Source organism: Streptococcus sp. Z556, assembly GCF_053010225.1.
The window spans coordinates 1-22,825 of sequence record NZ_JBRKNU010000008.1; the positions used below are offsets into that span (position 1 = coordinate 1).

Consider the following 22,825-nt stretch of genomic DNA (forward strand, 5'->3'; position numbering starts at 1 on the left):
ATCTTTTCGACACTTATGGACGATACCCTTGCTTTCTTCATATAAGTCTTTTAGATTCATAGACCTCTCCTTTCTGCCTTTAGTCTAGCAGAATGCGAGAGCCTATGGGGCTATTTCCTCTATTCTATACTTCTTCCGCCCTCAACAGCACATAAAAAGAGAGGCAGCGCCTCTCGGGGGTTATAATTCTGCAATTTGGTTGAGATTCACTTCTGCAATCGTATCATTACCAAACATAGAAATCATCATCTTCACTTTGTTGTTATCAATTTCAGTAATTTTACCTGTGTAGTCTGCAAAAGCACCATCAATGATGCGGACTGTCTGGCCAACTTCAACGTCAATGTCGAACTCCTGAACAGTTTGTCCCATTGAAACCAGAATATCACGGATTTCTTGTTCCAATAGTGGAGTTGGTTTTGATCTGTTCCCGTGTGACCCGACGAATCCTGTTACGTTAGGTGTGTTTCGAACAACGAACCATGCTTCATCTGTCATGACCATTTCTACAAGGACATAACCCGGAAAGCGATTCTCTTCAATTTCTTTTTTCTTTCCATTTTTCTCAACTTGCACAGTTTGTGTTGGAATCTCAACGCGTAGAATATTATCCAACATGTTATAAGTTTGCGCACGTTGCAATAGATTTTCTTTTACCTTATTTTCATAGCCAGAATAAGTTTGTAGAACAAACCATCCCTTGTCAAAACTATCCATGATATTTCCTTTCATAATAGAAGAAAGCTAGCAGAAGTTCTCCGCTTTTCTTCTAAAAAATGTTAATAAATCGAATCAAACCTGAAACAATCAACTGGTCAAAAATGTAAATGATGACCACAAAGAAGGCTGTATATTCCATAATAGAGCGAAAATCTCTCCAGCTTTCTTTGCGAGTTGGCCAAGTTGTTTCTTTAAGAAGTTTAAAAATATCCTTAATAAAACCCATCGTTCTCTCCTATCTCGTTTCTCTATGTGTTGTATATTTACCACAATGTTTACAAAATTTATTTACTTCTAGTCGTGTTGGCTTGGGGTTCCCACTAATTTTGATTGAGTAATTTCTTGAACCGCAAACTGCACATGCTAGGCTTGCTTTTTTTAGTGCCATAACGCCTCCATCTTATCTATTATAACAAGAAACCTAGGCTTTGACAAGCCTCTTAGCGAAATAGATTGAGGATTGAGTCCCATATTGTCTGAGCTTTTTCTTTTATCTTAGCTTCTGAAATTGCCCGGCCTGCTTCATCTACAAGATTTTGAGCACGACTACGAATATCTCCTAGCGGATCTTCCGTCTGATTTGTTTCATTTTCAACGACTTGCTGCTTCGTATTTTCTGGTTCAATCCCATTTTGTTTATAAGCATTCTCAACTGTAAAAGTGCTACCTGGAGTGTAGGGCAAAATGGTATTAGCCATACTTCTAAAGACATGGGCTGCTCCATTTGAGGTTGAACCTGCTAGATAATGGTTCTCATCTGTCGTTGGGAAGCCAAGCCAGTGGCTAATTACCACATCTGGAGTATAACCAATCACCCACTGGTCACTGGTATATTCCGGATTGAAAACAGCCTCAGTAGTACCTGTCTTCCCTGCCATGACATAATCTGCTGGCGATGAACTAATCCCTGTCCCATTAGTAAATGTTCCTAGCATCATACTAGTCATTTTATCGGCTACCGACTTATCAATCACTCGTTTTTGAGAGTTCTTATGACTCTTAATGACCTGACCGCTGGCATTTTCGATACGAGTGATAAAATGCGCCTCGGGCATCAGACCTTCGTTAGCAAAGGCCGCATAGGCTTGTGCCATTTGGAGAGGATTTGTCTCCACTCCTCCACCCAGAGCAACTCCGAGAACGCGGTCAACTTTCTCCATATTCAGACCAAATCTCGTCCCAGCTTCAAAAGCTTTATTGATCCCCAAATCATTTACAGTCGCAACAGCTGGCAGGTTGAGTGATTCCGCCAAGGCTTGATACATAGGTACTTCAGGAGAAGTCTTAATGCCAGCATAGTTGTCTACTTGATAACTGTCATACTGCATGGTGTGGTTGTCCAGTTGCTTGTTCAGAGCCCATCCAGCTTCCACGGCTGGAGTGTAAACGACCAAAGGCTTAATCGTCGAACCTGGACTGCGTTTAGACTGAGTTGCATAGTTAAAATTACGGAAGCCTGATTTGTCATCACCAGCTACGCGACCAACAACTCCACGCACTCCACCCGTTTTAGGCTCTAGAGCAACACTACCTGATTCAGCATGCGTTCCGTCTTCTGCCGTTGGAAATAGCGCAGTGTTTTCGTAAATAACCTGCATGTTTGCTTGATAGTTTTGGTCAAGTTCTGTATAGATTCGATAACCGTTGTTGACAATCTCTTCTTCTGTTAGATTGTACTTAGAGACTGCCTCGTTGACAACCGCGTCAAAATAGGATGGATAACGATAATCAGAAATCTTACCTTCATACTTATCTTGGAGTTGAGAAGCCATATCTACTCCAGCTGCTTCCGTTTCTTGATTTTTATCAATATAGCCTGCTGCAACCATATTTTGTAGCACCGTATCCCTGCGGTTAGTTGAATCTTCAATGGAATTCAAAGGATTATACAACTCTGGCCCCTTGAGCATCCCAGCTAGAGTTGCCGCTTGATCAAGGGTTAATTCTGCAGCCGATACACCGAAATATTTCTTACTCGCATCCTCTACACCCCAGACACCATTCCCAAAGTAGGCGTTATTGAGGTACATAGTAAGGATTTGCTCCTTGCTGTATTTTTTTGTCAATTCTAAAGCTAAGAAAAACTCCTTGGCCTTTCGTTCAACGGTTTGATCCTGAGACAGATAGGCGTTTTTCGCCAACTGTTGGGTGATGGTAGAACCGCCTCCAGAACGACCTGCTGTAAGGATAGCTAGAAAGAAACGACCGTAGTTAATCCCATCATTTTTATAAAAGGAACGGTCCTCTGTCGCGACGACAGCATTCTGCAAGTCTTTACTGATATCTGTCAACTCAACATAAGTTCCCTTTTGACCGGATAGGGCGCCAGCCTCTTTTTCTTCGCGGTCAAAAATCAGAGTTCTTGTTTTCAAGGCATTCTGCAAGTCATTGACATTAGTAGACTTGGCTATAGCAAACAGATAGGTGCCCACCAACAATCCTGTACTCAATCCGATGATAAGAACAATTTTTGTTAAATGATAGCGACGCCAAAATTTCCGAATCGGACCTACATGGCCTAATTTTTTTCTATCGCTCCGTGAACGACGCATACTAGTAGAATCAGACTCTGCTGATTCACTCGTTTCTTTTTTAAAAAGAGAAAGGAACTTCTCAAATAATTTATCTAATTTCATGCGTTTATTTTATCATCTTCACCATAGGAACTCAAGAATTTAGCTACTCCCTATCCAAATAGGGCTTTTTTTGTTACAATATCTGTATGCAATTCACATTTACACTACCCGAGTCCTTGCCTCAAATGACGGTCAAGCAATTCCTAGAGGAACAACTCCTCATTCCCAGAAAAATCCGTCATTTTTTGAGAATCAAGAAGAGCATCTTGATCAATCAAAAACAAGTTCACTGGAACGAGATGGTCAAGCCAGGGGATGTTTGCCAATTGACTTTTGACGAGGAGGACTATCCCCCAAAGGAAATCCTTTGGGGCAAGCCAGACCTCGTTCAAGAGATTTATCAAGACCAACATCTCATTATCGTCAACAAGCCAGAGGGAATGAAAACTCACGGAAATCAACCAGATGAAATCGCCCTTCTCAACCACGTCTCTGCCTACGTTGGTCAAACCTGCTATGTCGTTCATCGCCTGGACATGGAAACAAGCGGTTTAGTGCTTTTTGCTAAAAATCCTTTTATCCTACCCATTCTCAATCGTTTGTTAGAAAAAAAGGAAATCGCTCGTGAGTACTGGGCACTCGTAGAGGGGCAAGTAGGGAACAAAGAACTTATCTTCCGAGATAAAATTGGTCGTGATCGACACGATCGCAGAAAACGAGTGGTAGAACCCAAAAATGGGCAACATGCCGAAACACAGTTAAGTCGATTAAAACAATTTCCAAATAAGACTTCTCTTGTTCGTTGCAAACTAAAGACAGGTCGAACCCATCAAATCCGTGTTCACCTTTCTCACCATAAACACCCTATTCTAGGCGACCCTCTCTATAATAGTCAATCAAAGACAAGCCGGCTCATGCTCCATGCCTTCCGACTATCCCTTACCCATCCACTCACCTTAGAAAAGTTGAGCTTCACTGCCCTTTCTGATACATTTGAGAAAGAATTAAAAAAGAATGGATGACCGCTAAATCATCCATTTTGTTTTATCTAAAAATAGAAAAAGCAAGACCTATTAGTCTTGCTTTTATCGACTCATGAATTATTTAGCGATTTTTGCAAAGTATTCAAGAGTACGTACAAGTTGTGCAGTGTATGACATTTCGTTGTCGTACCATGATACAACTTTAACCAATTGTTTGCCGTCAACATCAAGAACTTTAGTTTGAGTTGCGTCGAACAATGAACCGTAAGCCATACCTACGATATCTGAAGATACGATTGGATCTTCAGTGTATCCGTATGATTCGTTAGCTGCTGCTTTCATAGCTGCGTTTACTTCATCAACAGTAACGTTCTTTTCAAGAACTGCTACCAATTCAGTAACTGATCCAGTTGGAGTTGGAACGCGTTGTGCAGATCCGTCCAATTTACCGTTCAATTCTGGGATTACAAGACCGATAGCTTTAGCAGCACCAGTTGAGTTAGGAACGATGTTTGCAGCACCAGCACGAGCACGGCGAAGGTCACCACCACGGTGTGGTCCGTCAAGGATCATTTGGTCACCAGTGTATGCGTGGATAGTAGTCATCAATCCTTCAACAACACCGAAGTTGTCTTGAAGAGCTTTAGCCATTGGAGCCAAGCAGTTTGTAGTACATGAAGCACCTGAGATAACTGTTTCAGTACCGTCAAGAACGTCGTGGTTAGTGTTAAATACAACTGTTTTAACGTCGTTTCCACCAGGAGCAGTGATAACAACTTTCTTAGCTCCACCTTTAAGGTGTTTTTCAGCTGCATCTTTCTTAGCAAAGAAACCAGTTGCTTCAAGAACGATTTCTACACCGTCAGTAGCCCAGTCGATTTGTTCTGGATCACGTTCAGCAGAAACTTTAACGAATTTACCGTTAACTTCGAATCCACCTTCTTTAACTTCTACAGTACCGTCGAAACGACCTTGAGTTGTGTCGTATTTCAACAAGTGAGCAAGCATAACTGGATCTGTAAGGTCGTTGATGCGAGTAACTTCAACACCTTCTACGTTTTGGATACGGCGGAAAGCAAGACGACCGATACGGCCGAAACCGTTAATACCAACTTTAACTACCATTAGTGATTTCCTCCTTATGAAAATCATGAAATTTTTATTGTGAAAAGAGTAACTTGAATCACTACAAATCACCTTTCAACGAACCTATTATATAACTATTTGAGCTTAATTGCAAGTGCTGACCTTGATTTTCTATGTCAGTTTCTTTTTGATAGGAAGCCTCTGTAATTTCTTTCTCTACTCATAGCGTAAGGATTCCACTGGATCCATTTTGCTAATCTTACGTGCTGGGAAGAAGGCAGAAATATAGCCAAGAAACAAAGCAAAAACGAAAGTCCCTAAAATAGAGAGAAGATTTAATTCAAAAACTTTAGAGATTGATGGATAGAAATGGTGAACAATAACATTCGCTAGACTGCCTATCCCTTGAGCAATGATGAAAGCTATAAACAAGGCAATGCCTACAATCCAAAGAGCTTCGTAGATAAAGATTCCTTTCACATCTCTATTTTGATAGCCAACGGCCTTCATGACACCGATTTCCTTAGAACGTTGCATGATATTGATATAAATGATGATGCCTATCATAACTGCTGCCACCACAATCGCTTGTGAAGAAAGCACAATCAGTAATCCCTGGATGACACGAATAAAGGTAATCACAATATCAAGAACAGCCTGTTGAGAAAGAACTGTGTACTTCTTATTTTTCTGCAATTCTTCTGTTACTGTTTTCGTACGAGATGGGTCTTTAAGCTCAAAAATAAAATAGGATACGGCCTTTGTGAATTCAGCTTCTTTTAAAATCGTTTCCATCTGCTTGGAAGCCATAAAACTATTACTATCTTCTGTATCATCTTCGTCATTGATGACACGCACAATATGAGTTTGAAAACCTGCCAACTTGCTACCTTCAGCAGCATTTTCTACAATGCTTGCCGAGACTGGTTTGCCAATCACATCACTAGCTGTCAGATTGTTCCCGGTTTGTTCATTCCAATTTTTGAGTAAACTCATCGGAATCGTCAATCCCTGCTCGTTAACATCCGTATAAAGAGAGCCTGCTAGCACTTTTTCTTTTTCATTGCTACTAACAGAAATACTTGTATCTTCATACAAACTCACGACCTGAGCATAAGAAAGCAGGGCTTGGCTAAAATCCACTTCGTGTCCGTCTATGCTGATCTTTGACATGGTCATACCAAAAGGACTCTCTAGATATTTAATATTTTCTTTCCCAATCGTATCTGTGATATAGTTCTTATCATCTTGGTTTAGAAAACCTCTGCCAGCAACACTGGAATTCAGTGCAATCTGAACTTGGGAAGGAAGCTTGCCACCGTTGGTATTTTCATCAATCATTGAAATCAAGGCATTTCCTAGACCAAAAGAAATCAACACGCCTACAAAACCAATCGAGGTTGCTACTGCAATCAATAAGTTACGCCACTTTCTTTCCATAAAGTTACTTAAAGAAAGTTTGAATTTGTTTTTAAAAGACAATCCTTTATTTTTTGACTTCTTCAACGACTTCACCATCCTTCATTTTGACAATCACATCTGCATACTCAGTAACCTCCGGGTTATGAGTAACAATCAGTACAGTTTTCCCAGCTTGGGCCAAATTTTTGAACACTTCCAAAACCATCTCCTGAGATTGAGAATCGAGTGACCCAGTTGGCTCATCAGCTACAATCATATCTGGTTGATTGACCAGAGCACGTGCAATGGCTACACGTTGCTTTTGCCCACCAGAAAGCTGTTTTACATTCTTAGCCGTAAAAGGCTCCATCCCTAGACTATGAAGTTGCTCCTGAGCGATCCTTGTCATTTCTTTATCCGATAAATCTTTGACATAGAGAGGCAACTTGACATTATCCAGAACAGATTGATGGGGGATGAGATTGAAGTTTTGAAAAACAAATCCAATGTTGTCTTTGCGAAATTGCGTCAATTCAACCTCTGACAATTCCTTGAGAGACTCTCCTTTAAAGTCTAAAATTCCCTCGTACTCCCTATCTAAACCGCTGATAATATTTAATAGACTGGTTTTTCCACAGCCTGACGGACCATAAATCGCCGTGATTTTCCCTTCTGCAATCTGTAGATTAATATTTCTTAGAGCCTGCTCTTTATGTTTGCCGTCCAAAGCGTAAAATTTTGAAATATTTTTCATGGATAAAATAGACATTATAATCTCCTTTAATCACTTGTGTTATCGTGTACCGATACAAACTACAATAAACAATGCTAATATAAATTAATCTAACAGAATCAGATTCAAAAAAATTCCTTCTTTTTTCGAATCCATTGTAACAAAAAAGCGACATTTCCCCAATGACAGAAATGTCACTCCTATAAACCTTCAACGATATCTTTCTAGGTCCTCGGCCCATTCATTATCTAAACTAACGAGTAACTGCTCATTGCCAAACATTCTCGCCATCATTTTTGCTTCTTCATACTTGTGTTTGGCTGTTTCATAATCTGTCTGAATATAATATTTCCACTCAAGCATCAAGACAATCGGTTGTTTTTGAAAATCTCGTGTTTTTTGCCCTATTTTATTTAAGGTCTCGACTGCCCTCTTAAAATAATGAAGCAACCCCATAATCTCTATACAAGTTAAAGAAGCTAACAAGGAGTCTCTAAGTAAGTCCAAACAATCGAACTCTATCTTATCAACCTGAGAACTTAATTTGTCATGAAAATAAAGAATATTCTCATGCTCAGACTTTTTTATCTCACCCTCGTTTAAACCATCCATTAACTTACATACAAAATACAGCCTCAATTTCAACAATTCCTCAGCCCTATATACATCTCTGGATAGTAAGTCTTGAAGACTGTCCTCAATCACACTGCTTCCATATAAGGAATTACTAGTCGCTCTCACTGCATCTATGGCTTGAAGACAATCCACTACCACTTTCTCATCACGTGGCAAATCATCATAAAAATATTCAAAAATCTCATCAAAATATTCTTCCTTCTGTTCCTGTAACTCTTTATCTCCATAGTCAGGATGATGAAGAAGAAAGTATTTTAATTCTTGGTAACGCTTGGGTAATTCCTTATAGTCTGGCATCAGAATATAGGTTGGAATATCTAGCCTATTCGCAATATATTCTAGTGTTTTTATCGTAGGACGAAATTCTCCTTTTTCGATGCGGACCAACTGACGGACTGACAATTCTGACTCATCCCCACAAAAAACTGGACGACTAAGACCCTTCTTCTCTCTAAGAAGCCGTACCTTCTCTCCTAATTCATTCACTTGTCCCATGTCTTCCTCACAATGCCATAAAAATGTTTGATGTTCAAATAAATATATGCGTTTATTATACCATTTTTCAAAAAAATGTACAAAAAAGAGACAGGATTTCTCCTGTCTCTAGGCTGATAAACGATTATTTACGACGTCCTGGACGTTCTGCATAACCATAGTAAGCATCTGCCATGATTTCTTCCATGTCAGCTACCATTGGCAAGCGTGGGTTAGCAGGTGAACATTGATCTTCATAAGCAAGCAAGGCAATTTCATGCAAGCTGTCTTTCCAAGCTTTTTCATCAATTCCTTGATCCTTGAAGTTCATCTTGATACCTACTGCAACACCAAGTTCGTAAACAGCTTTAGCGTATGCTTCAACTGCTTCTTCTGGAGTTGAGTGAGGCAAGCCAAGCATTTTCGCGATGTCTTGGAATTTCTCATCAGCTTTCCAGTAGTTGTATTTAGGCCATGTAGTTGTCTTAGATGGACGAGTTCCGTTGTAACGGATAACATATGGAAGCAAGATTGCGTTTGTACGTCCGTGAACAGTATGGTGAACACCACCAATCTTGTGGGCCATTGAGTGGCTCATACCAAGGAAGGCGTTGGCGAAGGCCATACCAGCCATTGTAGACGCATTGTGCATTTTCTCACGAGCTTCTGGGTCAGCTGTCTTAACTGATTTTTCCAACCATTCAAAGACAAGTTTGATTGTTTGAAGCGCAATACCGTCTGTGTAGTCGTTAGCGAAGTTTGAAGTGTAGGCTTCAGTAGCGTGTGTCAAGACGTCCATACCTGTATCAGCAGCGATAAAGTCTGGAACTGATTCAACCAAAGCAGGGTCAACAATCGCAATAGTTGGTGTCAATGAGTAGTCAGCCAATGGGTATTTGCGGTTGTTTTTCTTGTCAGAGATAACGGCAAATGGTGTTACTTCTGAACCTGTACCTGAAGTTGTTGGGATACCGATGTACTTCGCTTTCTTACCAAGTGATGGGAAGCGGAAGGCACGTTTACGGATATCCATGAATTTTTGAACCAAGTCACGGAAGTCGATTTCTGGTTGTTCGTAGAAGAGCCACATCACTTTCGCAGCGTCCATTGGAGAACCACCACCAAGAGCGATAATTGTATCTGGTTCAAATGCTTTCATCACTTCAGCACCACGTTCTACAGTTGTGATGTCTGGATCTGGTTCAACATCTGAGAAGACTTGAATAGTTACACGGTTGCTACGTGCGTTCAATTGATCAATAACACGTTGAACAAAGCCAAGTTTTTCAATAGATTTGTCTGTAACAATCAGAACGCGCTCAATATCTTCACATGTTTGAAGGTATTGGATAGAGTTGCGTTCGAAGTAAATTTTTGAAGGAACTTTAAACCATTGCATATTATTTCTACGTTTCCCTACTTTCTTGATGTTTAGAAGGTTAATAGCGCTCACGTTATCACCAACTGAGTTGCGTCCGTATGAACCACATCCAAGTGTCAATGATGGGATGAAGGCATTGTATACGTCACCGATACCACCGAAAGTAGATGGAGAGTTCCAGATAATACGCATAGCTTTGATTTCTGTACCAAAGCGTTTAGCAAGCTCTTCGTCTTTTGTATGGATAGCTGCTGAGTGACCAAGTCCGTTAAACTCAACCATTTGACGAGCTTTTGTAAGACCATCTTCTGTGTCTTCAGCTTTTAGAACAGCAATAACTGGTGACAATTTTTCACGAGTCAATGGTTCTTTTGGTCCTACTTCTGCACATTCTGCAGCCAAGATATTTGTTCCTTCTGGAACGCTGAATCCTGCTTGTTCTGCAATCCATGTTGCTGGTTTACCAACGATGTTGGCATTTAGTTTAGCACCAGCACAGTTTTTGCTGTTTGCTTTAACGCCGAAACAGAATTCTTCAAGAAGTGCTTTCTCTTTTTTGTTTACAAAGTAAGTGTGATATGATTTGAATTCTTCTACAAATTCGTCATATACTTCTTTATCAATGATAACCGCTTGCTCTGATGCACAGACCATACCATTATCAAATGATTTAGACATAACGATGTCATGAGCAGCTTGACGAAGGTCGGCAGATTTTTCTACATAGGCTGGAACGTTTCCGGCACCTACCCCAAGAGCTGGCTTCCCACATGAGTAAGCAGCCTTAACCATGGCATTACCACCAGTTGCAAGGATAGTCGCAATACCTTCGTGGTTCATAAGCGCTCCAGTTGCTTCCATAGATGGCTCTGTAATCCATTGAACACAGTTTTCAGGAGCTCCAGCTGCGATCGCCGCATCACGAACGATTTGTGCTGCATGAGCAGAAGATTCTTGAGCTGATGGGTGGAAGGCAAACACGATTGGATTACGTGTTTTCAAAGCAATCAATGATTTGAAAATTGCTGTTGATGTTGGGTTTGTTGTTGGAGTGACACCACACACAACACCGACAGGTTCTGCAATCTTAGTCAATCCTGTAACGGGATCATCTTCGATAACTCCGACAGTTTTAACTCCGCGCATGTTATTCACAACATGTTCACAGGCAAAAAGGTTTTTTGTCGCCTTGTCTTCAAATACACCACGACCAGTTTCTTCAATTGCGTGTTGTGCTAGGATACCGTGCGCATCAAGAGCTGCAACCGAAGCTTTCGCTACGATGTAGTCAACTTGTTCTTGGTTCAACTTGCGCATTTCATCAAGCGCAACCAAAGCTTTTTGTACTAGTCCGTCTACATGCTTTTCAGCAGCGAGTTGTTTTTGCTCAGGTGTTACAGTTTTTTTATCAGCCATATTTTCCTCCATAGCCTTAAAGGATTTAAACCCTTTGTTAATCTTTTCACAAGTTTATTATAACTCTTTTTTCAGACTTTGTAAACAGTTTCATGCAGATTTCACAAAGAAATTTGTTTCATTTGTGAAATTATTATCAATGTCGCAGTGCTACGGGATTTTACTCTAATGATTGTGAAATTAGAATAAAAATATTTTTATTTCACAAACTTTTTCTACATTGAGGACTCTTCTCTAACAAGCATCCTGGTAAGCGCTTTCTTTACCGTCTGTAAGAACACCTCCTAATCAGGAGGTTATTGTTTTTGTTGGAAAACGCCTTGTTTAAAGCTTCCTTCATAGACAACTTCTTGCTCGGTTGTCAATTTCCCTTGACCTTCGGCCTGGCCGTTTACAAAATCGCCTTCGTATTTCCAGCCAGATTTGGACTGGAAGGTTCCTTTACCATTGAAAGCCCCATTATTGAACTCTCCTGTGTATTGGTCCCCGTTTTCAAAAGTCATAGTCCCCTGACCATTCATCTTTCCTCTTACCAAGGTTCCATCATAAACAAGCGCACCATTGTCAAGTGTCAGTACACCCTTTTTTGGTGTGTTTAATAGAAAAACTGATACGGCACAGATAGCGATTAGAAGAACGGTTGCAATCTCTATACGCGGGCGAGTTAGATATACTCGATATTTTTCGAAGATTTCTTTAAACTTTTCCATTGTCACTCTCATTTTCTAAACGGTCTAACCAGCTTTGGCATCCACTTGTGATGCGCGCATAGGTTTCCTCAAAATCTCCTGTGTACCATGGATCTGGAACACTTTCAGATGCAAAAGCATAAATCTTGTGCTCTTGTCCCTGAGGACACATTTGACGCAAATCTGAAACGTTTGAAGCATCCATACCGATAATATAATCAAACGACTCAAAGTCTTCTCTGCCAATCTGAAGCGATGTTTTGTCTTTGTCATAAGGAATCTGATACTGTTGGAAAATCCCTTGCGTTCCCTTATGAATCGGATTACCATGTTCCCATGATGACGTTGCCCGACTCTCAACTTGATAATCACTCGTCATGGACTTCATCACAAACTCTGCCATAGGACTGCGACAAATATTTCCTAAGCACACAAATACTATTTTTTTCATCCCTTTTCCTCTCATATCATAGAAAAACGGGAGTGATAGGATCCCGTTTTATTCTTCGATTGCTCCACTTTCGTCGATAACTGCTCCTTCTGGTGTCACAGCTTCTTTGAGTGGCAACACTGTCTTGATAGCAGCTAATTCAAAAGTCAAATAAACACCATCTACGTCCAGTACGATTGTTCGTTTCTCAGTATCTACTTCATCCACTGTTCCGTAGAGTCCACCGATTGTGATCACTTCATAGCCTTTTTGAAGCTTGTTCAAGCTTTCCATACGCTTTTGTGCTTGTTTCTTTTGAGAACGTTGCATAAAGAACATCAAGGCAAACATACCTACAAGCATGATCACAAATGTTAAATTTGGACTAATATTTTCCATAGTATTTTCTCCTTTGTATTTTACATAGGACTACTATATCAAATTTCAGCTACTTTTACAAGGTTGTGCCTTGTTTTTATGGTTATAAAAAATCAGAGTTTTCACTCTGATTTTTGTGATTATTTCAAGTTTTGAACAACTTTGACTAGATTTTCAACTGTAAATCCGTACTCTGCCAATACTTTTGGTGCTGGGGCAGATGCTCCAAAGGTATCAATACCAAGAACTGCACCATCAAGACCAACATACTTGTACCAGTTTTGGGTTGCACCCATTTCGACTGCAACACGACGGCGGACTGCATTTGGAAGGATTTCTTCCTTGTAAGCTGCATCTTGTGCGTCAAAGACATCTGTAGATGGCATGCTAACTACACGGACTTTTGCGCCTTGACTAGCCAATTCTTTGGCAGCAGCGACCGCCAAATTCACCTCTGAACCTGTTGCAATCAAGATCGTATCAAAGTCTGCTGCATTTTCATAGACAACATAGGCACCTTTAGCAACCTTGCCAAAGTCTGTTCCCTCTTCAACAGTCAAGTTTTGACGTGTCAAGACAAGGGCAGTTGGTGTCTTTTCGCTTGTCACTGCAAGGTACCAAGCTGCTTGAGTTTCACGCGCATCTGCTGGGCGGAAAACATTGAGATTTGGCATAGCACGAAGACCTGCTAGGTGTTCAACTGGTTCGTGAGTTGGACCATCTTCACCAACCGCAATAGAGTCATGGGTGAAGACATAAGTCACAGGAAGTCCTTGCAATGCTGACAAACGGACAGCTGCTTTCACATAGTCAGAGAAGACAAAGAAAGTACCACCGTATACACGAAGTCCACCATGAAGGGTCATCCCGTTCAAGATTGTTCCCATTGCAAATTCACGAACACCAAACTGAATGTTGCGGTTCAAGCGATTGGCATCATCTTGAAGTCCATCCGTTTTGATGTAAGTCATGTTTGAGTGAGCGAGGTCAGCGGATCCACCTAAGAAGGTTGGCAACTTAGCTGCCACAACGTTCAAAGCATCTTGGCTTGAATTACGAGTTGCTTGAGAGAAGCCGTTTTCTAAGGCTGGGAAGTCTGCTGGAGTTACCTCAACTGAGTCGCGTCCGTCGATGATGGCTTCGACTTCTTCAGCCAGTTCTGGATGAGCTTCTTTATAATCAGCAACTAGTTTTGTCCAAGCTTGATAAGCTGATGCGCCACGTTCTGCAACATTTTCCTTGAAATCAGCATATACTTCAGCTGGGATTTCAAATGGTTCATAGTCCCAACCGAGGGCTTGACGAGTAGCCGCAGTTTCATCTGCTCCAAGAGGAGCACCGTGTACCGCATTAGTTCCTTGTTTGTTTGGAGAACCGTATCCAATCACAGTCTTCACTTCAATCAAAGATGGCTTGCCTGAAGCTTTAGCTGCTTCGATAGCGGCATGGATTGCTTCCAAGTCTGTTCCATCTTCAACCAAGGCTGTATGCCAACCGTAGGCATTGTAGCGCTCACGAACACTTTCAGTAAAGGAATCCTTTGTTTCACCATCCAAGTTGATGTCATTTGAATCATAAAGAACCACCAACTTGTCAAGTTTTTGCAAGCCTGCATATGAAGCCGCCTCACTTGAGACACCTTCCATCAAATCTCCGTCTCCACAGATCACATAAGTATAGTGGTCAAAGATATTGAAGCCTTCGCGGTTATATTTGGCTGCAAGGAAACGTTCTGCTTGGGCAAAACCAGTAGCAGTCGAAATCCCTTGTCCTAGAGGACCAGTTGTAGCATCAATCCCTGCTGTATGTCCAAATTCTGGGTGTCCTGGTGTTTTGGAACCCCATTGACGGAAGTTCTTGACCTCGTCCATGCTGACATCTTCAAAACCAGAAAGGTGAAGAAGGGCATAGAGAAGCATAGAACCGTGACCTGCTGAAAGAATAAAGCGATCGCGGTTGATCCAGTTTGGTTGAGCTGGATTGATACGAAGTTGCTTTGTAAAGAGGCTATAGGCCATAGGAGCAGCCCCCATAACCACCCCTGGGTGACCTGAGTTTGCTTTGTTGATGGCGTCAATACCTAGAAAACGAATTGCATTAACAGATAGATTTGACATAGAATTTCCTTTCTCTTTGAGGTGATTAATGAATCACACATCCTATTTTACTATTATATGAAAAAATGTATAGAATAGCAATAAAACAATTTGCGTTCATCTATCACATTTGATTTGTCTATCCCCTCGTCACTTCATAGTACGGGAGCAAGCGAGTATAAGCGTCTTCTAGCTTCTCCAATATCGCTTCTACTGACTGATTTTCAATGAAGGAAACATCTGACTTGACCAAAACTTTACGGATTTCCTGATTGTGCACCTTCTCGCGTAAAGTACGACGATTCTCCTCAGTAGCCTCCACCTTATGACTTTCCCCATTTGAGTAGACTAGATAATAAATTCCTTCTACCGCTGGAAGTTCTAAAACCTTGGCTTGCTTGTCCAAGGTCTGTTCGTCTTTCTTGCGCTCGATGAAACTGACTTCTAAGGAAATCCCAAAATCTGAGGTTTCGCCATACAAACGCAAGGCTAACATGGGTTCTGTTACCTGCCCCTCTCTCTGTAGATAGACCCAGAAATGCGGTCGCAAGCGCTGCGCTTGGTTCATCCACTGACTAGTCTGTTGCAGTTGCCATTCTGGATGACTAGCTTGAAAGGTTTTGGCCAGGTTTGTAAAAGCCTTACGAGCCTCCTGCCCTTTGTGGCGTAATTCCAGCATCTTCTCTCGCTCATCTCCAGACTTATCTGGATTACGATACTGGATCCCCGCGTAAGATAGGTAGTTTTTAATGGTTTCCATCATCGGTCTCTTCTCCTTTTTTCTAGCAAAAAATCAGGTCAAGCCTGATTTTGTTTATTCTGTATCTACGACAACATAGCGATTTGGCTCATCACCTTCAGAATAGCTAGTCACTCCATCCATGCGTGAAATAATGCGATGGATAATCTTGCGTTCGCTATTCGACATTGGATCTGTTTGCTGGCTACGACCTTCCTCCAAAACGCGATTCGCTAATTTTTGAGCGTAGGTTTGTAACACTTCTGCACGGTGTTCAACATAATCATTGACATTAATCGTAATGTAGAAAGTTCTTGAATAACGATTATAAAGATAATTTTGTGCCAAGAGTTGAAGGGCCTTCAAGACTTTCCCATGATATCCAATAATACGACCTGGTTCGTTGGTGTCAATTTGAAGATTGATGGTACGACGATTGTAGTCGCTTGAAATCGTCCCTTCAACATCCATATCATCCACAATGGTTTGAACGTAGCTAGCTACTTCTGTTGCCACTTGTTCGGTATCATAACTTGGCTCTACTTTTAAGCCCAAATCTTCCAACGATTGGCTCGCTACTTCTTGCGTTTCAGCTTCTTTTTCTGGATCAGCCTCAACTTCCTCAGTAGCATCTTCTGCTTGTAGTTCATTTAAAATTGAAATATGACCTGTTTCTTCCAAAATCGTGCTGGCATGTTTTTCATTTTTCAAGATTTCAGCCTTGACCTCTTCAGAGACACCTTGACCTTCTTCTTCAATTTTCTTGATGGCTTCAACCACATATCCCAAATCAACTGTCGCTTCGCTGACAGTTTTCACTGGTTCATTCTTTTCATTGACTTCTTTTGGAACACCTTTGACAGCCTGTTGATTGGCTTTAATCACTGTTGTTTCACTGATTGCTTCGATATCAACTTGAGCTGGCTTCTTACCAAACAAGCCCAAGAAACCTTTTTTCTCTTTTGAAACGACCTTGATGTGGGCCTTCATTCTTGAAATATTTAATTCTTTCAACCCTTTTTGGATTGCTTCTTCAACCGTTGAACCTGTAAATAATACCATTACCAGATTCCTCCTTATTTTTTCTTTTTCTGTGCTTTCTTCAAGGCTCTTCTCTTCTTGCCTTCTAAATCTCTTTCTGCTTGGACTACTGCTTCTCTTTCAGCAATAATCTTGAAAGGATTGTTCAAGAAATAGGTTTGCAAAACTTGATAAGCATTGGATACTGCCCAGTACAAGGCAACTCCACTAGGCGCAGAAATGGCAAAGATAAAGATCAGTACCGGCATCCCGTACATCATCCCTGTCATAGCTCCACTTCTTTCAGGCAAGGCCTTATTTGATAACCAACTACTCAAGAAGGTAAAGACTGCCGCCAAAATCGGAAGGATAAAGCTTGTGTCTACTCCCCCTAGGTTCACCCATAAGAAGTGCCCTGTTTTTAAAAATTCCACTCGACTCAAGGCTTGGAACAAAGCCAAGAGGACCGGCATTTGTATTAGAATCGGCCAAATAGAGGACGAATGTTTGACTCCCAATTCTTTATAGACCTTCCGCATCTCCTGGTCTAGCTTGGTTCTACTTTCCATATCGCGACCCGGATATTGTTCTTGTAGAGCCTTGATGCGCGGTTGAGCCTCTTGCATTTTTCTAGAGGCAACCATCTGAGTCTGAAAGACTGGTAATAGAATCGTACGAATCAGGATTGTAAAGAGTATAATCCCCACTCCGATACTAATGTCAAAGGACAAAAAGCGGATAATTTCAGCAAAAAAATAGACAAATTTGCTCCAAAGATCTGTCGAATCTGCCGTTATATCGCTAGCTGTACCATTTGTTGCACAAGCCGTCATGGTAAACAAGGACAGACCCAACAAACTAGTCAACTGTAGTTTCTTTTTCACTCCCATTTCCTTCCTGGTATATCTTTGATAACTTTAATACGTGGAGTAGATTTTTCTCCATCTCTGCATATTCCAAGGTTTCCACCCCTTTTCGAGCAATCACAACAAAATCGACATGATCTACCAGACTTCCCTTTGCATTTTGTATGATATGTCGGATTCGTCTCTTAATTTGATTTCTGGTAACTGCATTCCCCAGTTTTTTACTAACGGACAGTCCTACTCGAAAATGGTTTTGCTGGTTTTCCAATTGGTAGACAACAAATTTTCGATTGGCAAAACTTGTGCCTTCCTTGAAAATTGCCTTAAAATCTTTCTCTCTTTTTACACGAAAGTTTTTCTTCAAAACTCAACTCCATCTATTAAATTACTACTATTATACCATATTTTTCCAAAAAGCCAATAACAGCAAGGTTTTAGAGATTTTCTCCATAAAAAAAGGTGGAAAACTACGTTTTCCGACCTTCTTTTCTTCTATTCTTTGCTCAATAAAATGTTAAAACAGCTTATTTTTTCAAGCGTTCCACATCACGCGCAATCACTAATTCTTCATCTGTTGGGATAACCAAGACACGAACAGATGCAGCATCTGTTGAGATATCTCCAGTTACGCCAAAGACGTTCTTCTCTGAATCCACATCACATCCAAACCAAGAGATGCCTGAAATAACATCACGACGGAAATTTGCTGCATTTTCACCAACACCTGCTGTAAAGATGATTGCGTCTGCTCCGTTTAGGACAGCAAGGTATTGACCGATGTGTTTTTGGATACGGTCAACATAGATTTCATAAGCCAATTTCGCATCGTGGTTACCTTCTGCTACAGCTGCTTCGATATCACGCATATCACTTGACTTGCCTGAAACGCCCATGAGTCCTGATTCACGATTGAGAATACGACTGATATCTTCTGGCGTGTTGAAGTCCTCAGTATACTGCATCAAATAAGGGATGATAGCTGGGTCAATATCTCCTGTGCGAGTTCCCATCATCACTCCACCAAGCGGTGTGAAGCCCATAGAAGTGTCAACCGAACGACCGCCCTTAACTGCCGTAATCGAAACACCATTACCGATGTGACAGGTAATCAATTTCAAATCTTCTAGAGGGCGTCCCAAAAGTTTTGCTGCTTCTCCAGCTACAAACTGATGACTTGTCCCGTGGGCTCCGTATTTACGAACCTTATTCTCAGTATAATACTTAGTTGGTAGAGGATAGCGGTAAGCCTTCTCTGGCATGGTTGTGTGGAATGAGGTATCAAACACAACAACGCTGGTAATATCCGGAAGCAATTCCTTGAACGCGCGGATTCCAGCCGCGTTAGCTGGATTGTGAAGAGGAGCCAAAAGTCCCAACTCTTCGACTTTCTCTAAAACATCGCCCTCAACGACCGTTGATTCCTTAAAGTATTCACCACCTGCCACGACGCGGTGTCCAACACCTGTAATCTCATCATAAGATTTGATGATATCGAAACGAATCAAATCATCCAATAAAATTTTAACGGCTTGTGTGTGATCGTCAATATCAAGAATTTGTTTTTCAGAACGGTCGTCAAATTTTACAGTTGAGATCGAATCCTTTAAGCCAATACGTTCAATCAAGCCTTTCGCCAATACAGTTTCTTCTGGCATTTGGTAAAGTTGCCATTTCAAACTCGAACTTCCAGCATTGATTGCAATTGTTTTTGTCATAACATGATACCCCTTTTTAAGCGTTTTCATCTATTATAACAAAATCTACCTTATATTTCAGTACCTTTGCTCCAATTTTGAAAATTTTCTTTAAAGGTCAACAATACTGACGGATCTTGCAGACTTGTTAGAGGATAGACAAAAGGTTCTGTTTCCTTGTCTCTTTTCTTTTGTAAGATAAAAATACTCTTGGCCTGACTGGCCGTTGAAAAAATATCCTCTGGTAAGGCGATGATAGCAGTCAGACTGACTTCGTCTTTGAGCCAATCTTTTAACAAATCACTTTGAGGACTGGTCAATAAATCACTCGGAGCTAGAAAAATAGCATAACCATCTGACTTAAGGTACTTGAGACCTTGTTCCATCAGCAAATGGTGGGCATAGGTATGTTCTTGGCTAGAAGCCACTTGATAGCGTGAAGCGATGGCATCGTCTGGGTAATAGCCAACAGGCAAGTCACTGATGACCACATCGCTTTCTTTAAGCATTTGCGGTCGAACAGCATCACCTTGAACAAATCCTGCCTGCAAACCAATCACATCTGCCATACTGGCTGCCAAATCAATCAGCAAGTCATCCACTTCGATTCCCAAGTAATCTACTTTTTTAGCAAGAGAAGTCAAGAAAGTAGCCCCCAAAATCCCCATACCAGAACCTATTTCGAGGACGCTAATTTCCTCTTGATCCAGCAACTCTTCCACAATAAGTACCAAGAGGAGGGCAATGGCATCCGGCGTAAACTGGTGATTGGCCTGTAAAGGCTCCGTTTGCCCTGCCTTCATCAAGAGAAACTGATAGGTCTTGAGCCACTCTTCCTTGCGAAGGGCTAAGCGCCTAAGGGCTTGATTGTTTTCCTTGACCTGCTTTAGCTCAGTCTCGCCATCCAGATAGATGCTGTTTTGCTCTACCAAGGCGTCATAAAAGTTGGTCGCCAAATCACTTTGGATGACTTGGACATTCTCTAGTAAATACGTATAAGCTTGTTCTATTTTTTCAAAATCCATATTCCTATCTTATCAAAATTCCCCTATTTTTTCCATCTGAAGAGAAAAAATCACTGCTTTAGTGAGCGAGTGATTTTTGGGCTACAGTTAAAAAGAGCTCTGCGTAATTTCCTAGGAAAAGACCTTCAGCACTGTAAAGGATCTGACTGTCAATGCTCGAAAAACCAAACTGGGCTAGCTTGTTTTCTAGTTCAACCAATTCAAAGCCGTGGTGGTTGGTATCTGTCTTGACAAAATCAGCAATGAGGACTTGCCCCTTCTCCCTAAGGTGTTGGTGGAACATGGCAAGAGTCGCATCTAGATCAGGCATATGATGAAGAACCCGACTGACAACAATCAGGTCAAATTGCTGCTCCAAGGGATTTGCCAGTAAATCCTGCTCCAAGAGTTGAAGATTCCTGATTTCTTGATCCTCTGCTTTCAAACGGGCTTGCTCCAGCATTTTCTCCGAGATATCTACTAGGGTAACCGACTTGGCTTGCTTAGCTAGAGGCAAGGCTAACAGACCCGTCCCACCACCAAAGTCCAGTATTGCCTTGTCTGATAGAAAATCAATCTGTTTTTCAACTGCCTGACAAACCAAGTTTGCAAGAAAGATATTTTTGGGCGAATCAAAGGTTTCTGCTTTGTGATTAAAATCGTGTTTCATGCTTTTAGTGTAACACAAAGAAGTTGAATTGCCTAGGAATTGGCTTTCTTTTCAGGCTTTTCTTCTGATTTTTTCTTCCCTGCTTGATTGCTTGAATCAGTCGCTACCTCTTCCTTTTTAGCTGTTTTCTTTTCTTGGATTTTCATCGGAGGAAAGAGAAATTCATAATTGCCCTTATTCATACGAACACTTGTTGCAAAACCTGTTTTGGTATTTTGATAAGTGACTTTTCCTAGGTTAAAGACTCGTTCCCCGCTTTCTTGCTCAGCCTTATCTTTGCTTCGTTTAGCCATGGCGAAAGCGACCAATTTTTCTTTGTTCAAGGCGTAGTCTTGATGATGGGCAACTTGCCGGTTCAGATAAAACTGCAACAAAAGGCTAAAAATGGCTGCCATGGTGACCGCATATAAAAGAACGCCTGCCTTAACTTTTTGCTTTTTCCACACGATAGATAAATTCCCTTTCTAAGCCCTTTTGAAATTGGAAATGAAAGCGAACCAATTGATTTTCCTCTGTAATTTGTGCTGATTTGAGTCCATAAACCATTGGCTGGTAACCTCGTCCACTGCTATCCGTTTTTCGAAAATCATCCGATTTAGACTTCCCTATAGAGATATCCTTACCATCCTGTTTCATGTAGAGGCGATTACCTTCCACCTTTTCAAACTGCGAACGCTCTAACTCTGCCTCCAGTTGATCCACAAACAAGAGCCACTCCTTTTGCTCGCTTTGTTGCTGGTAGCGCACTTCTGAAATGAGGAGCTGACTCATGGCTTGAAAGAGAAGCAAGCCACCGCTAATGACGATAAGGGCAAGCAGAGATTCTAAAAGAGTGAACGCTCTTACCTTACTGCTCTTTAAGATCCAGCAACTTCTCTGAACCATGATAAACCTCCAATCCCTTTTCACTAGAAAACACCTGAATCTCAACTCCATTGACCTTCACTTGATTTTGTCCTGTTTGCAAGGCCATCTTAGCGACACGTAAGACTTCCTCTTTTTGCAATATTTCTGCCTCTAACCGTCGATTTTGTTGGATTTGTCCCAAGAGGAGAGTCGCAATACTGGCAAATACGGCCAGAGCCACTACTGCTTCTAGTAAAATCACTGCCCTAATTTTTTGTTTCTTTAATGCGTTTAATTTTTCCATTTCCTAGATATAATCGATAGCTGATTGCTCCTTTGCTGGTCTGAAATTCAACCTTAGCCAGAGATCTATTCCCACCAGCTCGGTCAAAGTGAATCGTCTGTCCTGATGGTGCTTGAATTCCTTTGGGAACTGTCAACTTTTGACTGCCATTGCTAATGGTCTGTCCGTCTATGCTCAAATTTGTCTTTTGTTGACTAGCTACACTACGCTTTTGCGTTTCCCGGTAGAGTTCTTCAAACTCCATAAAGAAAATCTGCTCCTCCACCGCTGCAAAACTTGACTGGATTGAGCCTGATAAGGCCAAAGCAATGATACTCACAAGTCCTAAAACCAAGAGACTTTCAAACATGGTAAAGGCCTTAATCTGCAACAGTTTGACTTGTTTTTTGTTTTGCATGGTAGTCTTTATAAGCTTTAGCTTGCTCAGCTGTGATACGACCATCCGCTTGTAATTTGCTAAGGCTGGCGTCATCATTTTTATCCAAACGATAAAGTTCTGCCTGGCTTTCTACGACCTTGACAACAGCAGCTTTTCCTTTGTCATCAACGGCATCCTTTTGCTTGGTCAAATTGGGCACAAAGAGCAAGAGGAGTACGCTGATGATGAGCAAGACGACTAACATCTCTACCAGAGTGAAAGCTTGAACCTTAGCTTTTTTAAAATTTGTCTTGATTTTTTTCAT

26 protein-coding genes are annotated in these 22,825 nt (G+C 41.2%); 1 reads left to right on the forward strand and 25 read right to left on the reverse strand.

Annotation, left to right across the window (positions count from 1 at the left end; all coding sequences use genetic code 11):
• Positions 1–180: 180 nt before the first annotated feature.
• The 4 genes from nusG to pbp2a are packed head-to-tail and all read right to left on the reverse strand — an operon-like array spanning position 181 to position 3,356.
• Entirely contained in the window at positions 181–717 is a 537-nt protein-coding gene (gene nusG / locus ACVC7S_RS08360; protein ID WP_000376729.1) for a transcription termination/antitermination protein NusG, read from the reverse strand.
• A 52-nt stretch (positions 718–769) separates the two neighbouring features.
• The gene (gene secE / locus ACVC7S_RS08365) at positions 770–946 is read right to left on the reverse strand and encodes a preprotein translocase subunit SecE (protein WP_000505776.1); all 177 of its coding nucleotides are present in this window, start codon (positions 944–946) and stop codon (positions 770–772) included.
• A gap of 9 nt (positions 947–955) precedes the next feature.
• Positions 956–1,108, reverse strand: a complete 153-nt coding sequence (rpmG, locus tag ACVC7S_RS08370; RefSeq protein WP_001809375.1) for a 50S ribosomal protein L33 — start codon at positions 1,106–1,108, stop codon at positions 956–958.
• Positions 1,109–1,160: 52 nt separating this feature from the next.
• Entirely contained in the window at positions 1,161–3,356 is a 2,196-nt protein-coding gene (pbp2a, locus tag ACVC7S_RS08375; protein ID WP_447266815.1) for a penicillin-binding protein PBP2A, read from the reverse strand.
• Between the two features lie 86 nt (positions 3,357–3,442).
• Here pbp2a and ACVC7S_RS08380 point away from each other — a divergent pair, with 86 nt between their 5' ends.
• The gene (locus ACVC7S_RS08380; protein ID WP_447266816.1) at positions 3,443–4,318 is read left to right on the forward strand and encodes an RluA family pseudouridine synthase; all 876 of its coding nucleotides are present in this window, start codon (positions 3,443–3,445) and stop codon (positions 4,316–4,318) included.
• A gap of 78 nt (positions 4,319–4,396) precedes the next feature.
• Here ACVC7S_RS08380 and gap read toward each other — a convergent pair whose 3' ends face one another.
• The 21 genes from gap to comGC all read right to left on the reverse strand — a co-directional run bounded on the left by gap (position 4,397) and on the right by comGC (position 22,825).
• On the reverse strand, positions 4,397–5,404 hold the full coding sequence (gene gap / locus ACVC7S_RS08385; RefSeq protein ID WP_000260681.1) for a type I glyceraldehyde-3-phosphate dehydrogenase: 1,008 nt from the start codon (positions 5,402–5,404) through the stop codon (positions 4,397–4,399).
• Positions 5,405–5,581: 177 nt separating this feature from the next.
• On the reverse strand, positions 5,582–6,883 hold the full coding sequence (locus tag ACVC7S_RS08390; protein ID WP_447266817.1) for an ABC transporter permease: 1,302 nt from the start codon (positions 6,881–6,883) through the stop codon (positions 5,582–5,584).
• A complete protein-coding gene (locus ACVC7S_RS08395) occupies positions 6,852–7,535 on the reverse strand; it encodes an ABC transporter ATP-binding protein (RefSeq protein WP_447266818.1) in 684 nt (227 codons plus the stop codon). Before ACVC7S_RS08395 ends, ACVC7S_RS08390 begins: the two co-directional genes overlap by 32 nt.
• A gap of 174 nt (positions 7,536–7,709) precedes the next feature.
• Positions 7,710–8,630 carry an XRE family transcriptional regulator gene (locus ACVC7S_RS08400; RefSeq protein WP_447266819.1) on the reverse strand — a complete coding sequence of 307 codons (921 nt, stop codon included), beginning with the start codon at positions 8,628–8,630 and terminating at the stop codon, positions 7,710–7,712.
• Between the two features lie 124 nt (positions 8,631–8,754).
• Entirely contained in the window at positions 8,755–11,406 is a 2,652-nt protein-coding gene (adhE, locus tag ACVC7S_RS08405) for a bifunctional acetaldehyde-CoA/alcohol dehydrogenase (RefSeq protein ID WP_096405936.1), read from the reverse strand.
• Positions 11,407–11,702: 296 nt separating this feature from the next.
• Positions 11,703–12,116 (reverse strand): hypothetical protein, encoded by a 414-nt coding sequence (locus tag ACVC7S_RS08410; RefSeq protein WP_447266820.1) that lies wholly within the window; start codon positions 12,114–12,116, stop codon positions 11,703–11,705.
• A complete protein-coding gene (locus ACVC7S_RS08415) occupies positions 12,103–12,546 on the reverse strand; it encodes a low molecular weight protein-tyrosine-phosphatase (RefSeq protein WP_061410140.1) in 444 nt (147 codons plus the stop codon). Before ACVC7S_RS08415 ends, ACVC7S_RS08410 begins: the two co-directional genes overlap by 14 nt.
• Positions 12,547–12,594: 48 nt before the next feature.
• Positions 12,595–12,915 carry a preprotein translocase subunit YajC gene (gene yajC, locus ACVC7S_RS08420; RefSeq protein ID WP_025168480.1) on the reverse strand — a complete coding sequence of 107 codons (321 nt, stop codon included), beginning with the start codon at positions 12,913–12,915 and terminating at the stop codon, positions 12,595–12,597.
• 128 nt (positions 12,916–13,043) lie between these two features.
• Positions 13,044–15,020: a transketolase gene (tkt, locus tag ACVC7S_RS08425; RefSeq protein ID WP_447266821.1), complete on the reverse strand. Its 1,977-nt coding sequence runs from the start codon at positions 15,018–15,020 to the stop codon at positions 13,044–13,046.
• Positions 15,021–15,138: 118 nt separating this feature from the next.
• Entirely contained in the window at positions 15,139–15,762 is a 624-nt protein-coding gene (locus ACVC7S_RS08430; protein ID WP_447266822.1) for an HI_0552 family protein, read from the reverse strand.
• A gap of 51 nt (positions 15,763–15,813) precedes the next feature.
• Complete coding sequence (jag, locus tag ACVC7S_RS08435; protein WP_447266823.1) at positions 15,814–16,800, reverse strand: RNA-binding cell elongation regulator Jag/EloR; 987 nt, start codon at positions 16,798–16,800, stop codon at positions 15,814–15,816.
• A gap of 14 nt (positions 16,801–16,814) precedes the next feature.
• Complete coding sequence (locus tag ACVC7S_RS08440; RefSeq protein ID WP_192833044.1) at positions 16,815–17,642, reverse strand: YidC/Oxa1 family membrane protein insertase; 828 nt, start codon at positions 17,640–17,642, stop codon at positions 16,815–16,817.
• Positions 17,617–17,988: a ribonuclease P protein component gene (gene rnpA / locus ACVC7S_RS08445; RefSeq protein ID WP_000739254.1), complete on the reverse strand. Its 372-nt coding sequence runs from the start codon at positions 17,986–17,988 to the stop codon at positions 17,617–17,619. The genes ACVC7S_RS08440 and rnpA overlap by 26 nt, the downstream gene beginning before the upstream one ends.
• Positions 17,989–18,148: 160 nt before the next feature.
• Positions 18,149–19,339 (reverse strand): acetate kinase, encoded by a 1,191-nt coding sequence (locus tag ACVC7S_RS08450; protein WP_447266824.1) that lies wholly within the window; start codon positions 19,337–19,339, stop codon positions 18,149–18,151.
• A 50-nt stretch (positions 19,340–19,389) separates the two neighbouring features.
• Positions 19,390–20,343 carry a class I SAM-dependent methyltransferase gene (locus tag ACVC7S_RS08455; protein WP_447266825.1) on the reverse strand — a complete coding sequence of 318 codons (954 nt, stop codon included), beginning with the start codon at positions 20,341–20,343 and terminating at the stop codon, positions 19,390–19,392.
• 58 nt (positions 20,344–20,401) lie between these two features.
• The gene (locus ACVC7S_RS08460) at positions 20,402–20,992 is read right to left on the reverse strand and encodes a class I SAM-dependent methyltransferase (protein WP_447266826.1); all 591 of its coding nucleotides are present in this window, start codon (positions 20,990–20,992) and stop codon (positions 20,402–20,404) included.
• A 32-nt stretch (positions 20,993–21,024) separates the two neighbouring features.
• Positions 21,025–21,438, reverse strand: coding sequence for a competence type IV pilus minor pilin ComGG (comGG, locus tag ACVC7S_RS08465; RefSeq protein WP_447266827.1), 414 nt, complete (start codon positions 21,436–21,438; stop codon positions 21,025–21,027).
• The gene (gene comGF, locus ACVC7S_RS08470) at positions 21,416–21,877 is read right to left on the reverse strand and encodes a competence type IV pilus minor pilin ComGF (RefSeq protein WP_447266828.1); all 462 of its coding nucleotides are present in this window, start codon (positions 21,875–21,877) and stop codon (positions 21,416–21,418) included. Before comGF ends, comGG begins: the two co-directional genes overlap by 23 nt.
• Positions 21,840–22,142 carry a competence type IV pilus minor pilin ComGE gene (gene comGE, locus ACVC7S_RS08475; RefSeq protein WP_447266829.1) on the reverse strand — a complete coding sequence of 101 codons (303 nt, stop codon included), beginning with the start codon at positions 22,140–22,142 and terminating at the stop codon, positions 21,840–21,842. The genes comGF and comGE overlap by 38 nt, the downstream gene beginning before the upstream one ends.
• Positions 22,105–22,539: a competence type IV pilus minor pilin ComGD gene (comGD, locus tag ACVC7S_RS08480; protein ID WP_447266830.1), complete on the reverse strand. Its 435-nt coding sequence runs from the start codon at positions 22,537–22,539 to the stop codon at positions 22,105–22,107. Before comGD ends, comGE begins: the two co-directional genes overlap by 38 nt.
• The gene (comGC, locus tag ACVC7S_RS08485) at positions 22,502–22,825 is read right to left on the reverse strand and encodes a competence type IV pilus major pilin ComGC (RefSeq protein WP_447266831.1); all 324 of its coding nucleotides are present in this window, start codon (positions 22,823–22,825) and stop codon (positions 22,502–22,504) included. Before comGC ends, comGD begins: the two co-directional genes overlap by 38 nt.